Source organism: Sphingobium sp. L-44 (assembly GCF_056859495.1).
The window spans coordinates 1-14,461 of record NZ_JBSXOQ010000071.1 but is presented as its reverse complement, the minus strand read 5'-3'; the positions used below and the strand labels follow the sequence as shown (position 1 = coordinate 14,461).

Annotated in this window: 15 protein-coding genes; 7 read left to right on the top strand and 8 right to left on the bottom strand. The window is 61.7% G+C overall.

The features are described 5' to 3' along the window. Nucleotides 1-960: PQQ-dependent sugar dehydrogenase (locus tag AC13EK_RS07305; RefSeq protein WP_483022112.1), on the bottom strand; the 960-nt coding region annotated here is incomplete at its 3' end. Continuing rightward, on the bottom strand, nucleotides 957-1,385 hold the full coding sequence (locus AC13EK_RS07300) for a DUF2231 domain-containing protein (RefSeq protein ID WP_069339012.1): 429 nt from the start codon (nucleotides 1,383-1,385) through the stop codon (nucleotides 957-959). The genes AC13EK_RS07300 and AC13EK_RS07305, both read right to left, overlap by 4 nt. Before the next feature lie 182 nt (nucleotides 1,386-1,567). On the opposite strand from AC13EK_RS07300, the gene AC13EK_RS07295 reads away from it, so the two are divergent. The 5 genes from AC13EK_RS07295 to AC13EK_RS07275 are packed head-to-tail and all read left to right on the top strand — an operon-like array spanning nucleotide 1,568 to nucleotide 7,059. Beyond that, nucleotides 1,568-2,536 carry a cytochrome c oxidase subunit II gene (locus tag AC13EK_RS07295; protein ID WP_125989820.1) on the top strand — a complete coding sequence of 323 codons (969 nt, stop codon included), beginning with the start codon at nucleotides 1,568-1,570 and terminating at the stop codon, nucleotides 2,534-2,536. Further along, complete coding sequence (locus AC13EK_RS07290) at nucleotides 2,533-5,055, top strand: cbb3-type cytochrome c oxidase subunit I (protein ID WP_278985779.1); 2,523 nt, start codon at nucleotides 2,533-2,535, stop codon at nucleotides 5,053-5,055. The genes AC13EK_RS07295 and AC13EK_RS07290 overlap by 4 nt, the downstream gene beginning before the upstream one ends. Next, nucleotides 5,052-5,429: a hypothetical protein gene (locus AC13EK_RS07285; RefSeq protein WP_278985777.1), complete on the top strand. Its 378-nt coding sequence runs from the start codon at nucleotides 5,052-5,054 to the stop codon at nucleotides 5,427-5,429. The genes AC13EK_RS07290 and AC13EK_RS07285 overlap by 4 nt, the downstream gene beginning before the upstream one ends. Then, nucleotides 5,426-6,022, top strand: a complete 597-nt coding sequence (locus AC13EK_RS07280) for a cytochrome c oxidase assembly protein (protein ID WP_278985775.1) — start codon at nucleotides 5,426-5,428, stop codon at nucleotides 6,020-6,022. Before AC13EK_RS07285 ends, AC13EK_RS07280 begins: the two co-directional genes overlap by 4 nt. Continuing rightward, nucleotides 6,019-7,059: a c-type cytochrome gene (locus tag AC13EK_RS07275; protein WP_278985773.1), complete on the top strand. Its 1,041-nt coding sequence runs from the start codon at nucleotides 6,019-6,021 to the stop codon at nucleotides 7,057-7,059. Before AC13EK_RS07280 ends, AC13EK_RS07275 begins: the two co-directional genes overlap by 4 nt. Before the next feature lie 16 nt (nucleotides 7,060-7,075). Here the strand turns inward: AC13EK_RS07275 and AC13EK_RS07270 are convergent, their stop codons facing one another. From AC13EK_RS07270 to ku, 4 genes are read right to left on the bottom strand one after another with little or no spacing between them, the layout of a single operon-like run. After that, nucleotides 7,076-7,264, bottom strand: a complete 189-nt coding sequence (locus tag AC13EK_RS07270) for a hypothetical protein (RefSeq protein ID WP_017503603.1) — start codon at nucleotides 7,262-7,264, stop codon at nucleotides 7,076-7,078. Further along, nucleotides 7,261-9,774, bottom strand: coding sequence for a DNA ligase D (gene ligD, locus AC13EK_RS07265; RefSeq protein WP_063976102.1), 2,514 nt, complete (start codon nucleotides 9,772-9,774; stop codon nucleotides 7,261-7,263). The genes AC13EK_RS07270 and ligD overlap by 4 nt, the downstream gene beginning before the upstream one ends. Next, the gene (locus AC13EK_RS07260) at nucleotides 9,771-10,247 is read right to left on the bottom strand and encodes an MgtC/SapB family protein (protein ID WP_063976115.1); all 477 of its coding nucleotides are present in this window, start codon (nucleotides 10,245-10,247) and stop codon (nucleotides 9,771-9,773) included. Before AC13EK_RS07260 ends, ligD begins: the two co-directional genes overlap by 4 nt. Next, nucleotides 10,247-11,131, bottom strand: a complete 885-nt coding sequence (gene ku, locus AC13EK_RS07255; RefSeq protein WP_063976101.1) for a non-homologous end joining protein Ku — start codon at nucleotides 11,129-11,131, stop codon at nucleotides 10,247-10,249. Before ku ends, AC13EK_RS07260 begins: the two co-directional genes overlap by 1 nt. A gap of 327 nt (nucleotides 11,132-11,458) precedes the next feature. On the opposite strand from ku, the gene AC13EK_RS07250 reads away from it, so the two are divergent. Together AC13EK_RS07250 and AC13EK_RS07245 are read left to right on the top strand one after the other, a co-directional pair. Beyond that, complete coding sequence (locus AC13EK_RS07250) at nucleotides 11,459-12,067, top strand: flavodoxin family protein (protein WP_063976100.1); 609 nt, start codon at nucleotides 11,459-11,461, stop codon at nucleotides 12,065-12,067. A gap of 5 nt (nucleotides 12,068-12,072) precedes the next feature. After that, nucleotides 12,073-13,020, top strand: coding sequence for a cation diffusion facilitator family transporter (locus tag AC13EK_RS07245; RefSeq protein ID WP_278985770.1), 948 nt, complete (start codon nucleotides 12,073-12,075; stop codon nucleotides 13,018-13,020). Here the strand turns inward: AC13EK_RS07245 and AC13EK_RS07240 are convergent. Together AC13EK_RS07240 and AC13EK_RS07235 are read right to left on the bottom strand one after the other, a co-directional pair. Then, complete coding sequence (locus AC13EK_RS07240) at nucleotides 13,017-13,952, bottom strand: cation efflux transmembrane domain-containing protein (protein WP_063976098.1); 936 nt, start codon at nucleotides 13,950-13,952, stop codon at nucleotides 13,017-13,019. The two genes, AC13EK_RS07245 and AC13EK_RS07240, sit on opposite strands and share 4 nt — an antisense overlap. Continuing rightward, a complete protein-coding gene (locus AC13EK_RS07235; RefSeq protein WP_483022111.1) occupies nucleotides 13,949-14,101 on the bottom strand; it encodes a hypothetical protein in 153 nt (50 codons plus the stop codon). The genes AC13EK_RS07240 and AC13EK_RS07235 overlap by 4 nt, the downstream gene beginning before the upstream one ends. Nucleotides 14,102-14,461 lie beyond the last annotated feature (360 nt).

Below are 14,461 nucleotides of genomic sequence, written 5' to 3'. Positions count from 1 at the left end.
CGCGCGTCGCACCATATCGGGCTGCTGCGGACGCACCCGCGGATCGACATTCTGTCCCCAATAGCTGTAGGGCCAGCCATAAAAGGCCCCGGGACGAACCGAAGTCATATAATCGGGCACCAGTTGCGGTCCGAGCTCATCACGTTCGTTCACCACGGCCCAGAGCCGGCGCGTCTGCGGCTCAACTGCAAGGGCTGTCGGATTGCGGATGCCCGAGGCATAGGTGCGATGCATGCCGGACTGGCGATCAACCTCCCAGATGACGGCGCGATCTTCCTCCACCGCCATGCCGCGTTCGCCGACATTGCTGTTGGAGCCGATACCGACATAGAGTTTCGATCCGTCCGGGCCGGCTGCGAGCGACTTGGTCCAGTGATGGTTTATGCGCGAGGGCAAGCTGGTCACCTCGACGCCCGGCGTAGTGATGCGCGTTTCGCCCTCACGATAGGGAAAGCGCAGCAGCGCGTCCTGTGTCGCAACATAGAGCTGGCCCTCGACCAGGGCGAGGCCATAGGGCGCATTCAATCCGGTGATGAGCGTACTGCGCAATTCGGCGCGGCCATCGCCATCGGCATCGCGCAGCAGGGTGATGCGATTGCCACCCTTAACCGATGTCTTCCCCATGGCCTTGATCTGGGTCGCGATGACATCCTTGGGCCGCAGGGCGGGGGCCGAACCGCCCGACCCTTCCGCCACCAGAATGTCGCCATTGGGCAGCACCAGCATCTGGCGCGGGATGGCGAGCCCCGTGGCGAAGGCCGTCACGCTAAAGCCGGCCGGTGCCGACGGCTTTTCATTCCCCCAGCCAGCGGGCGTCGCGATTTTCATCGGCGGCAGCAATGTCTGGCGCTGATCGGGCAGGTCCGGCCGGGCGCCGGTCTGGTCAAGGCCAGGCTGGCTGCGCCCGCAGGCGGCAAGTGCCAGGAGACTGGCGCCCAGGATGAAGGCACGCACGGTCATGGCCGAACCTCCCGATAACCCGCGAAGGCCGTCCAGCCCGCGGCAAGGGCAGCCAGGCTGCTGAGGAGGGAGAGGATGAGGCCGATGGTCCCGACTGAACTCCAGCCGTCGCGGCTATGCTGGAAGGCGTTGATGAGCCCGCAGGCCCACATCAGCGCCAACAGCAGCAGATAAAGGCCATGCTGCCGACGTGCCGACCCTTTGGCGCGCGCCAGTGCGATCAAGGCCCATAGCAGTACTAGGCCGCCGCCGATCAGCGCGCCGGTGATCAGCCAAGCCGAAAAATTGCTCCACTGGATTTCCGCGCTGTTGAGATAGGTGATGTCCGACAGCAGGGCAGCGGGAAACAGGGCGACCGGCCAAGCGAGCAGCAGGCCGTGAAGCGGATGGAGCAAGGGCCGGGTGCGCGGCGGGGCGCTGGGCAAAACATGTCTCCTTGTCGAAGAATGATCCCTCGCCAATGCGCCGGATGGCTTTTGGTTTCGCCGACACCGGCAATTCATCCACTTGTTACGAAACAGAAATGTTTGAACCGGATGCCGCTTCGCGTGTTGGCACGAAAGACGCTGCACACCGGATGCGGCGCGAAAGGGGTGACGCGGGCGCAATGCGCAATCCATGGCTCTGGACCATTTCACTGCTCGGCCTTGGAGCCTGCAATGCGCAGCAGTCGGCCCTCCATGTCTTCGGCGCCGAAGCGCGGCAGGTGCGCGAGATGGCGATCCTGTTGACCATCGGTGCGGCGATCATCGTGATGGTCATGGTCCTCATCTATGTTCGCGCGCTTCGCGCTCCGGAAGGGGCGCTCAGCCATCATGGCGGCATGCGGATCATCTTGTGGCTGGGCGCCATCGGCCCGGCCCTGATCCTTGGCGCGCTGCTTCTCTACGCTTTGCCTGCCATGCGCCCGCGCGACACGGCGCCTGGCGACCTCACCATTCGGGTCGAGGGCGAGCAATTCTGGTGGCGGGTCGCCTATGGGGCATCACGCGCAGGGCCTGGACTTGTTTCTGCCAATGAGATCCGCCTTCCCGTGGGGCGGACGGTGATCCTTGAACTCGGCGCGCAGGACGTGATCCACAGTTTCTGGATCCCCGGTCTTGCCGGCAAGATGGACATGATCCCCGGACGGACCAACAGGCTGGTCGTGCGCGCCGAAAAGGCCGGCCGCTTCCGGGGCGTTTGCGCGGAGTTTTGCGGCCTGTCGCACGCGCTGATGGCCTTCGACGTGATTGCCATGAACCCAGCGGATTTCGACGCATGGCTGGCGGACGCGCGCGGGGCCGGCAGGGGCCTGGGTTCATCGAGGGGCCAGTCCCTCTTCGATGCGCATGGCTGCGGCGCCTGCCATGCCATCCGGGGAACCGCGCATCATGCGGCAATCGGGCCTGACCTTAGCCGTTTCGGGCAAAGGCGGACGCTGGGGGCAGGGATATTGCCACCGACCACCGCCAATATCGCGGCCTTCATCCGTGCGCCCCAGATCGCAAAGCCAGGCGCGCGCATGCCCGCCTATCCCCAGCTGTCCGAGCAGGAGGCCATTGCCATTGCTCATTATCTCGAGGGGCTGAAATGAGCCTCCACGATCAGGATGACCCGGCGCTCCGCGCGGCGCAGGAAGAAAGGTTGCGCGCGGTGTGGGCACCGCCCAGGGGGATCTTCCTGCGCTGGACCGACTGCAACAATAATCGCGTCGGCGTCTGGTATGTGCTGACCGCCTTCGGCTTCATGCTCTTTGCCGGCATGCTCGCGCTCATCATGCGCACCCAGCTTGCCGTGCCCGACAATGATCTGGTCGGGCCTGGCACCTTCAACCAGCTCTTCACCCTGCACGGCTCGATGATGATGTTTCTCTTCGCCGTGCCGATGTTCGAGGCAGTGTCGATCATCCTGCTGCCGCAATTGCTGGGCGCGCGCGACCTGCCATTCCCCCGCCTGTCGGCTTTTGGCTACTGGTCCTTTCTGATTGGAGGGCTGTTCGTCGGGGGATCGATCTTCTTCAATGCCGCCCCTGACGGCGGCTGGTTCATGTATCCTCCGCTGACCACCCGCACAGACCTGTCGGGGCTCGGAGCCGACATCTGGATGCTGGGCCTTTCCTTCATCGAGGTGTCGTCGGTCGCGGCCGCCGTCGAACTGATCGTCGGCGTGCTCAAATGTCGACCGCCGGGCATGCGGCTCAATCTCATGCCGCTATATGCCTGGTACATACTGGTCGTGGCGGTGATGATCCTCTTTGCCTTTCCGCCGCTCATCGCCGGCGACATATTGTTCGAAATGGAGAGGCTGCTCGACTGGCCCTTCTTCGATGCGCGCCGGGGCGGGGATCCGCTCCTGTGGCAGCATCTGTTCTGGATCTTCGGTCATCCCGAGGTCTACATCATATTCCTGCCCTCGATCGCGCTGTTCGCGATGCTGGTGCCGACCTTCGCCAACCGCCATCTCCTGGGCTATCCGTGGATCGTGCTGGCAGCTGTGGGCACCGCATTCCTGTCGTTCGGGCTTTGGGTCCATCACATGTTCACCACCGGGCTGCCGAAGATCAGCCTCGCCTTCTTCTCGGCCGCCTCGGAAGCCGTGGCCATTCCGACCGGCGTCCAGATCTTCGTGTTCATAGCGACGCTGTGGGCAGGGCGGGTCACCTGGTCCACACCCCTTCTCTATGCGATCGGCAGCCTCGCCATTTTCGTGATTGGCGGCCTTACCGGCGTCATGGTAGCAGTCGCACCGTTCGACTGGCAGGCGCATGACAGCTATTTCGTCGTCGCCCATCTCCATTATGTGCTGATCGGTGGTACGCTGATGCCGCTTTTTGCCGGCCTCTATTATTATTGGCCGCTGGTGACGGGCAAGAAGCTGTCCGACCGGCTTGGCCGGATCGCTTTCTGGATGCTGTTTGTCGGTGCCAACCTGACCTTCTTCCCGATGCATCTTTCCGGGCTGATGGGCATGCCGCGCCGCGTCTTCACCTATCCGGCCGAACTGGGGCTGGGCGGGCTCAATATGGCGTCCACCCTGGGGGCCTGGCTGTTTGCCGCGGGGGTGGCGGTGATATGCGTCGATCTTAGCCTCTCGCCACGCCGGGTTCGGGCTGTCCGCAATCCCTGGAATGCGGGCACCCTGGAATGGCTTGCCCATCCCGAGGACGAGGATTGGGGCATAAGGTCGGTGCCATTGATCGAGAGCCGCTATCCGATCTGGGACCAGACAGATTTCGTGCGCAAGGTGGATGAGGGCCGCTTCTTCCTGCCCGATGCAGAGGAAGGGCGACGCGAGACGATCGTCACGAGCGTCCTTGATGCCCGGCCACTCGCAGTAATCCGTCTGGGAACCCCGAGCATCAAGCCCATGCTGACGGCGGTCGCGCTCGGCGGGGTCTTCATCCTCACCACCTATCATCTCTACTGGGCCGCGCTCGTCAGTGGTGTTGCCACACTCGCTCTGGCGCTGTGGTGGCTCTGGACCGGGACGGCCGAAATTCCCGAAAAGCCCTGCAAGCCGATCGGCCACGGCCTTGAGCTGCCGCTCTATCTCTCCGGGCCCTTGGCGCCAGGCTGGTGGGCGATGTTCATCACGATGATGGCCGATGCGACGGCTTTTGCCGGGCTCGTCTTCGGCTATTTCTTCTTCTGGACCCGCCATGCCGATTTCCCGCCGGTCGCTCTGGCGGACGGGCCCGGCATGGTCTGGCCCATGCTCGCATTGTTCTTGGGCATTGCAAGCTGGCTGCTGACGCTTGGCGCGCGCGAGGTGCATGCCCGCAAGCATGTCGGCATGGCTCGGCTCTGCCTCATGGTCGCGCTGCTACTCAGCCTTGCCGGGATCGGGGCAGGGCTGGCCGGCCCCTGGACCCATGGCATGGACCCGCAGGCGCACAGCTATCCTGCAATCGTGTGGACGCTCGCCATCTGGGCCGCGGCCCATGCGGGCGTTGCCGCCATCATGCAGGGCTATGCACTGGCGCGCAGTCTCGCCGGGCGCATGGACCCGGTGCATGACGCGGACCTGCGCAACGTCACCGTCTACATGCATTTCTATGCGCTAACCGCGATCGTCACCTATGCGACGATCGGCCTGTTCCCGCAGATCACATGAGCGAGCGAGGCAAATGGCATGAGCGGCTCAAGATCACGCTCTGGACGCTCATCATTCCACCAGCGATCTGGGCGGGGCATTTCCTCGCCTCCTATCTCTGGGCGGCCATCTCCTGTGCCAAGGCCGGGCGCTTTGCCAGTTTTCCGCTGCTGTTCGTCATCGGCACGATGCTTGCGCTCCTGATGATCGGGCTTTCGGGATGGATCGCCTGGGCGCAGGCACGCCTGCCGGGCAATCCGCCGCCCCATGAGGATTCGACCCGGATCGACCGGCTCCGTTTCCTGGCCAAATCCACCTTGCTGCTGGCGGGGCTGAGCTTCGTCGGCGTGTTGTTCACGGCGCTTCCGGTCATTTTCCTGCGGGATTGCCGATGAAGCGCGCCGCACTTTTCGCCGGTCTGGCGCTGGTCCCGACGGGGTGGATCCTGGCTGTGCTGCCGCTTGGCATGGTTGGTCATATGGCAGGCCATATGATTGCCGTGGCGATTGCAGCGCCTTTTCTTGCCCTTGGCCTGTCGCAAGGGCGGTTTGATCCTGCGCGTCTCTGGCCCGGCCTCACAAGCCCGATGGCGATGATGCTGGTGGAACTTGTCACGGTCTGGCTCTGGCACCTGCCGGCCCTTCGTGCGGCGACAATGACGTCCTTACCAATGCTGGGGCTCGAGCAGGTCAGTTTCCTTGGAGCAGGTCTGCTGCTCTGGTCATCGGTGCTCCGCGCCGATCATCGGGCCGCTGGCATCGGTGCCCTGCTGCTGACATCGATGCACATGACGTTGCTTGGTGTCCTGATCGGCCTGGCGCCAAGGCCTCTCTACGCGGCGGCGGATCATCATCATCTGGCCGGCATGGACCCGCTGATCGACCAGCAACTGGGCGGTGTCCTCATGCTGCTGGTTGGCGGGGCCAGCTATTTCATCGGTGGTCTTGTCCTGTTGGCGAGCCTCCTTCGCCAGAGGGGGGCGGCATGATCCTTCGCATCAGCTTGAAGCGCGCTATCGTCGCGTTGCTCGGACTTGGGATTCTGGGCATGCTGTTCGCCTGGTCCGGGGCCATGCAGATTTCCGCGTCGTCGGGCCATTGGCGTATCACCGACTGGTTCCTTCACTGGACGATGCGCAATTCCGTGCGGACTTATGCCTGGCTGGACGCACCGCCCGATCCGCTCGACGATGAGGGCCTGGTCACTGCAGCAGGGCATTTTCGTCAGGCCTGCCAGGTCTGTCATGGCGCACCGGGTGTGCGTCCATCACCCGTGATGCAGCAGGCAACCCCGCCGGCGCCTGATCTTGCCCGGACGGCGGGGGAATGGCGGGATCGCGAATTATTCTGGATCATCCGGCATGGCGTCAAATTCACCGGCATGCCGGCCTGGGCGGCGGCTGATCGACCGGATGAGGTGAGGCGGATGACCGCTTTCGTCCGGCGCTTGCCACAGATGACGGCGGCGCAATATCAAGCACTGACTCAGGCTGGCGAGGAGCGACGCCTGCCCGGCGTTGCTCCGGCAACCTTGTCGGCATGCACAAGCTGCCATGGCGTCGATGGTCGGGGGAGGGAGCAATCCGATATTCCGGTCCTGGCTGGGCAGAGCGCGTCCTATCTGTTCGCCAGCATGCGCCAGTATGTCTCGGGGAAGCGCAGCAGTGCGGTCATGCAGACGGCGCTGGCAACGACCGGGCGCGAGGACATGACGAGGCTCGCGAGCTATTTTTCCGCGATGCCCGGGCTCAAGAATAACGCGACCTCGCCCAGTTCTCCGCGACTGGATCGTTTTGGCCAGCCCCTCCCGGCCTGCAGCAATTGTCATGCGGCTGGCAAGGCGGCGCCCATTCTTGCCGGGCAGAAGCCAGGCTATCTCGCTGCGCGCCTGCGGCTTTGGCAGCAAGATGACAATGTCATCGACGCGCGCCTGCCGCCCGATACCATGGCGATGATAGCAAGACGTATCCCGGTCGATCAGATCGATGAACTGGCGCGGACGGTGGCGCAACCTGGGTCGGACTAAGGGGGCTATCGTCCGGTCAGGCGTGCATGTTGACCCAGATGAAAGCCAGGATGGCTGCAACGATGAATGCGAAGACGAGGTAGAGAGCAAGACGACTGGTGGCCTTGCGGGCAGGACGTTCCTTGTGATGGGGCATTTTGATCCTTTCGTGCTGATCTTGTCCCATCAACGCATAGCGGGCTCCATGGTGCCTGAAGCGGCTCATAGGTCCGGTAGGGCCTGCGCAGCGAAGCCCCAGCCTTTAAGCTTGCTTGCGCGCTCCCACAACATTTCGAAATCTCCAATGTCGAAGGGATGGGCGTCCTGCAAATCGTTCAATTCGTTCCAGTCGACCGGTATGGCTACGGGCGCGCCGGCGCGCGCGCGCGCTGAGTAGGGCAGGATGGCGGTGCTGCCGCGCTGATTGCGCAGCCAGTCGATGAATATGCGATCCTTGCGCTTGGCCTTGCTCATCGTGGCAACGAAGCGATCGGGTTCTGCCGCGCTCAAGGCCTGGGCGAACCGGGCGGCGAAATCCTTATGTGCGTCCCAGTCGTGGGTGGGGCTGAGGGGGACGACGACATGGACCCCCTTCCCCCCCGACAGCATGGCGAAGGAGATCAGACCGATTTCGCGTAGATGATCGCGAATATCCTTTGCTGCTTGACTAACCTGGGCAAAATCCATGCCCTCGTCGGGATCGAGATCGAAGATCATGCGATCAGGCTTCTCGACTGCATCGGCACGGCTCGCCCAGCCGTGAAATTCAATCGTGCCCATCTGTACGCAGGCGATCAGGCCATCGGTATCGTCGACATAGAGATAGTCTTCTGAGCCGCCGTTTTTCTCGCGGATCGCGACATGGCGGACATGGTCGCCAAAGGCGCCGCTGTCATGTTTCTGGAAAAAACACTTCTTCGCGCGGCCCTGTGGGCATCGAACAAGACTGATCGGCCGGTTGGCAGCAAAAGATAGCATCAGCGGGGCGATCCGGGCGTAATAATCGGCCAACTCCCCTTTGGTCTGCCCGCTCTCCGGGAAAATCACGCGCGCGCGATTGCTGATCTTGATGACCGTGGCCGAAGGAGGCGTCGGGGCCGCTTTTTCGGGCTTGACCGTCTTTGCTAACTTGTCGCTTCGTAGCCCCAGAAAGCTGCCATGTCGCACGCGCCCTTCACCGGTGAACTCGGCAAAACTGACTTCCGCAACGAGCCGGGGTTCGACCCATTGGACGTCGCGCGCTTCACGGGCGGAAATGATGACCTGCGGCGTGCCGGTCGAAATCGGACCCATCGCCTCGGCTAGGTCGGTCATTGTGGCAGCGTCGAACCCAGTGCCGACCTTTCCCTTATAGACCAGTTCACTGCCTTCATGCTGGCCCAGTAGCAGGGACGAGAAGGCACGCCCCTTCGCCTTGCTACGGGTCCAGCCGACGATCACGAATTCCTGGCGACGGGTGCATTTGACCTTCACCCAGGCGCGTGTCCGTCCGCTGCGATAGGGCGCATCGACGCGCTTTGCGATAATGCCTTCCTGCCCGGCCTGACAAAGCGATCGGTAGAGCTTCTCGCCCGAGCCGATCAGGTGATCGGCAACGTGGATCGGTTGTTCTGCATCCGCCAATAAGGCCTCGAGCCGCTCTTTTCGCTCGATTGCGGGGAGAGACTTCAAATCCATGCCATCAAGGGAAAGAAGATCAAAAGCGAAGAAATGGAACGGCGTGTCGGCTCGCTCCGCGCCATGGCCCCGTTTCAACACCGCCTGCAGCGCCGAAAAACTCGGATTGCCGTCAGCGTCAAAGGCGATGATCTCGCCGTCGATCAACGCAGGCGGGAGGTCGAGCGCTTTTATGGCACCGGCCAGAGGACTAAATTTGTCCGTCCAGTCCAAGCCGCTACGCGTATATATTTTTATCGCTTCGCCACTGACTGCAACGAGCGCGCGATATCCGTCATATTTGATCTCGTGCATCCATTCATTGCCAACCGGTACATTGTCGACCAATGTTGCAAGCTGCGGCTTGATGAAGCGCGGCATAGCCTCCGTTCTGGCTTTCGCCCTCCCCTTCGTCTTGCCGATCCTAGCATTATGCGCGTTGGCTGCCTGCATCCTGTCCGCGAATGTCTTGCCATTTGCACCTTTCAACGATTGCGTGCCGGCGATGTCCCCGGCGATTTGCGCCATGGAGCGGTCAGTCAGAACACTTGTCAGCGCGCGCTCGACCAGATCGCCATTCCGGCGGGCCTCGCCATCATCGATCTTGCGGAGCAACCAATTCTCGCGCTTTTCGCCCGCGCGCCCCTTCATCCGCACCAACAGCCATTCCCCCTTCATCCGTTCGCCATGCAGTATGAAATGGAGATGACCATCCTCTATATTTTTCGCGCTCTTTCCCGCGATCGGTTCCCACCAACCTCGGTCCCAGAGCATCACAGTGCCGCCCCCATATTCGCCCTTGGGGATATTACCTTCGAAACTACCATAGCTCAGAGGATGATCCTCGGTGCGGACAGCAAGCCGCTTGTCATCGGGATCCAGGCTCGGCCCCTTGGTGACGGCCCAGCTCTTGAGCACGCCATCGACTTCCAGCCTGAAGTCCCAGTGCAGTCTTGTGGCGGCATGTTTCTGGACAATGAAACTGTTGCCGCCTTTCTTTGCTATCTTGCCTGCAGGTTCGCTGGTGCGATTGAAATCCCGTTTGGCATTATAGGAGGCAAGGGGATTGTTCCGGCTCATTTGCCCTGTCGCTCCTCGGACGCGAACCAGCGCCGTTCCACGAATCCGAGCAGGCTGAGCATGAGGATCGCGACGAGAGTGGCACTGGCCACCAATGGCCAGAGAGCAGCGCCGCAAGCGATTCCGATCATCGACGCCAGCCATATATGGGCTGCCGTGGTCAGATTCTTGATTTCACCTTTGCTGAATATGATGAGACCAGTCGCTATGATGCCCGAAAATGCGGCCGAAGCTTCGAATACCCGCAAGGGATCGATATTCCCCTCGCCTTGCAACTGATTGTGCAGCGCAATTGCGCAGACAGTCATGAGAGCGCTGGTGAAGCAGATGAGCCCATGGGTGCGTAGCCCCGCTGCATGGCCGCGTATCTGTCGGTCGAGCCCCAAGAGCAGGCCGAGTAGAGCAGCAATGCTCAGGCGCAGCATGACCGGCCCGTCGATAAGGTGGAGGGGGGTATCCGGATTCAGCGTCATCATGCGCTTTTGCGCTTGGTTGCAGTCGCACGTCGGTTGCCAGCGTCCGTCGCCGAACCGCTTTTCGGGCTCTTCTTCTTCGCTGTGGTACGAGCCGTTTCCCCTGCTGATTTCTTGAGCGCCGCCATCAGATCGATGACATTGCCGCCCTTGCGTGCTGGCTCCTCGTCCACCTCTTCGATTATCCGCTTCCCCTTGGCCTTTTTCTTCTTTTCGATCAGGCGATGGAGCGCATCGACGTAGCGATCGTGAAACTCTTCCGGTTTGAAGGGCGCTGTTCGTTTGTCGATAATGCTGGTAGCAAGGTCGAGCATATCGTCATCCGCCGTATCGGCAGGCAAACCTCGGAAATATGTCTGGGCCTTAGTGACTTCGTCTGCATAGCGCAGAACTTCCATGACCAGCCCCCGCCCACAGGGTTTGATCGATACCAGCTGTTCCCGACCGCGGACCGACAATTGGCCAAGCCCGACCTTCTTTGCCTTTCGCAGCGCATCCCGCAGCACGGCATAGGCCTCTTCTGCGAGGTCATCGGCGGGTATGACGAAATAGGGTTTTTCATAATACAGTACGTCGATCGCATCTGCCTCGACGAACTGGACAAGGTCGAGGGTCTTGCGGCTCTCAATCTTGACCGCTTCGATTTCCTCCTGTTCGAGCAGCACGTAATTGCCTTTAGAAAGCTCGAACCCCTTGAGGATCTCATCTCGATCGACGGGCCCCACGCCGTTCACGACCTTTTCATAGCGGATGGGTTTGCCGGTGGGCTCGTGAATCTGACGAAAGCTGACCGCCGCGCCGGATTTGGTTGCGGGGTAGACTTCGACCGGGATGGACACCAATGCCAGCTTTAACTGGCCCTGCCAATATGCGCGTGCAGCCATGTGCGACCTCCGCGATGAGAGCGTGCAATCTGCGAGTTGGTTCCGTGATCGCCCCTCCATATGAAAGCCGACTGCCCAGCTTTGCCATTTCAATGGGTTGGCATGGCAGATCGCTCATCTCCATGGCGCTACCATCTGGTCCCCGCCCCTACCAGACTTGTCGCTGGCCTCCGCGCAGACGGAAGTATCACAAAACCGGCATCGCTCAGCCAATTCTCCTTTGAGCAAAAGAACCCATTACGCGTACAGGTGTTCTTTCCGCGAAGGACGGATGGGCGCGTTCTACAATTTCCAGAGCTGACCCTAGCCCCTTAAGGAGATAGAACTATGTCGCTCAAGGCCTTGGCGCTCAACTGCACGCTTAAGGCGGACGGTAGCGAGGAGAGCTCGACCGACGCGATGATCGCCGTGCTGGCGGAAGCCTTCAGTCAATATGATGTGACAGTCAGCAAGACGGTCCGGGTTGCAGCTCTCGACATTAAGCCAGGCGTCACCTCCAACGTAGGGGATGGCGATGCCTGGCCGGGTCTGCGCGAGAAGATCCTCGCGCACGACATTCTGATCTTTGGCGGACCGATCTGGATGGGGCAGATCAGCAGCATCGCCAAACGGGTGCTGGAGCGGATGGATGCCTTTCTCTCCGAGACCGATGATGAGGGCCGGATGCCAAGCTATGGCAAGGTTGTCGTCGCGGCGATCGTGGGCAATGAGGATGGCGCTCATTTTGCCAGCGCCCAATTGTTCCAGGCATTGAACGATGTGGGCTGGACCATCCCCGCTGTTGCCGCCTGCTATTGGGTCGGCGAAGCGATGGGGGCGGTCGATTTCAAGGATCTCGACGAGACGCCGGAGAAGGTAACGAAGACGGCGAAGATGGTCGCCGGCAATGCAGCGCATCTGGCCGGCCTGCTGCGCTCCAGCCCTTATCCCGGTTGAGCCCGATGGCCGATCTGCCGCGCAGGTTCCGCGAGAATATCGTCCTCTATGGCGCCCTCTTGGCCAATGTCGGGATCGCCATCGCCAAATTCGTGGCGGCGGCGATCAGCGGCTCTTCGTCCATGCTGACCGAGGGGGTCCACTCGCTGGTCGACAGCGGCAACCAGATCCTGCTGCTCTATGGCCAGGCAAAGGCCAGGCGCCCGGCCGACGCCACCCACCCCTTCGGCTATGGCCGCGAACTCTATTTCTGGGCTTTCGTCGTCGCCATCCTGATCTTTGCCGTCGGCGCCGGCGTCTCGATCTACGAGGGCTGGCTGCACATTGCCGAGCCTGAACCGCTGCGCGATCCCACGATCAATTATGTGGTGCTGGCGGTCGCGATACTGCTTGAAGGAACGAGCTGGGCCATTGCGGTGCGCGAGTTCAACGGTAAGAGGGGATCAAGCAGCTGGTGGCAATCGATCCGCCGATCCAAGGATCCGGCCGGTTTCATTGTCCTGTTCGAGGATAGCGCAGCACTGATCGGCCTTGGCATTGCGGGCATCGGAGTCTGGGCCAGCCATCATTATGCCGACCCACGGATCGACGGTTTCGCATCGATCGCCATCGGTCTCATCCTGGCCGGGGTTGCGATTTTGCTCGCGCGCGAAGCCAAGGGGCTGCTGATCGGCGAAAGCGCCGATCCGGCGATCATTTCGGCATTATGGGCCATTTTGAACAAGCGACCACAGATCAGCGCGGTCAATCATGCCCGCACGATCCACACCGCGCCCGATGCCGTGTTCGTGGCGATCAGTGCCGATTTCGTCGATGATCTGCCGATGGGAGACGCAGAGCGCCTGATCGAGGAGATTGAGCGCGAGATGAAGGCCTGCGTGCCCGATCTGACCTCCATCTACATCCGACCGGAAAAGCAGGCTGATGCCGTGCAGCAGAAGCCACCGGTCTAGTTCCGGTCCTCGCGTTCTATGGGCGGGATGAAGCTCACCTGAGCCAGCCGCCATGCTCTGTCCTCGCCCTCTGGCCAGTAATATCGCGGATGACGGCATTGCGCGGGGGGATGCGTGTCATGGACTTCGGCCCGGATGAGGCGACCGGTCTCACGCAGGCGGATCGTACCACCGGGAAACTCCGCCTTGAGCCGATCACAGAGATTTTGCGCATCGTCCGAAAGATCCGTGCTGGAAAGCGCCCTTGGCGCACCATCGACCAGTTCGGCCGTGGACGATCGCAGCGCCTTGATCCCGTCATTGAGGACGTCGAGCGAAATGATGGCGGCCGCCACAGAGTCGGCCCACCACCAGCCAAGCCCGAGACCGATGATGCCCGCGAGCCCGGCCGCCCCGGTCAACCAGTTCGCCTTGTTCATGAGCGCATCGGTATGCAGCAGCTTGTCGTTGAGCGCCTGCGCCAGCGGCAGTTCCTTCCGGCCGATAAAGAGTGGCGGGATCAGCGAATAGATCTGGGCGGCGATCATTAGCCAGCCTAGCCAGATATCCTGGCCCAGAATGGCGATCGAGCCGACGCTTGCATGTTCCGCTGCGCCAAGCGCCATCAGCGCATTGTAGAGCAGAAGCGCGCCAACTGCCGTCAGCGCAACCGCTGCGACGAAAAATCCTAGACCGTTGACGCGCTCGAACCCGAAGGGAAAACGGCGCGAGCGATGGGCGTGGCGTTCCATATGCGCGGCGATCAGGAACATGACAGGCGGGACGAGCCCCAGCGTGTCCTCGATCCATGCGGTCTTCATCGTCTGGCTTTGACCAAGCACCAGCCCCATCGTCACGATGATCGTGAGCGTCCAGAAGATGTTCCAATATTCCAGGCGCACAGCCCGGGCCATGGGCTCACGCAGTTCGTCGGGAAGGCTCGTGTCGCTCATTCTTCGCGCGCCTCCTGCGAAATGGCGCGGCTGGCGCGCTCGACTGTCATAATCCACCGGTTCTCGCCATTGCGCATCGCCGCCTTGAGCTCGAGTGGAGCCTCTTTCGTGCCTGTCGTCGAGAGAGGAGGACCGAACGCCACTTCCATTGCCCAGGGGCTCTCTGCCGTGAAACGCCCGATCACTAGGTCAAGCTTACCGTCGTCAAGTTGCTGGAATAGTGCCTCGCCCGCCCCTGGCCGCCATTGCGCCTTCGCGCTGGTCCGCCGCTCGATTTCATGAATCAGGGTCTGGACTTGTGAAGCTTCGTGAACAGTGGGATCAGCCAGCGCAACCGTGAAAGTTCGTTCCTCTGTAATCCGCTTCGATGGGTCACGTCCGTCAATGTGGTGTAATTTCGGTGCTGGCCATCGGGCTGCATTTTCAGGCGGCCTTGGGTGTAATCTGTAGCGGCTGAACCTCCTCGGTTATGGGTGTGGCAAGGGCGGCCATGCCCTCGATCTGCATGT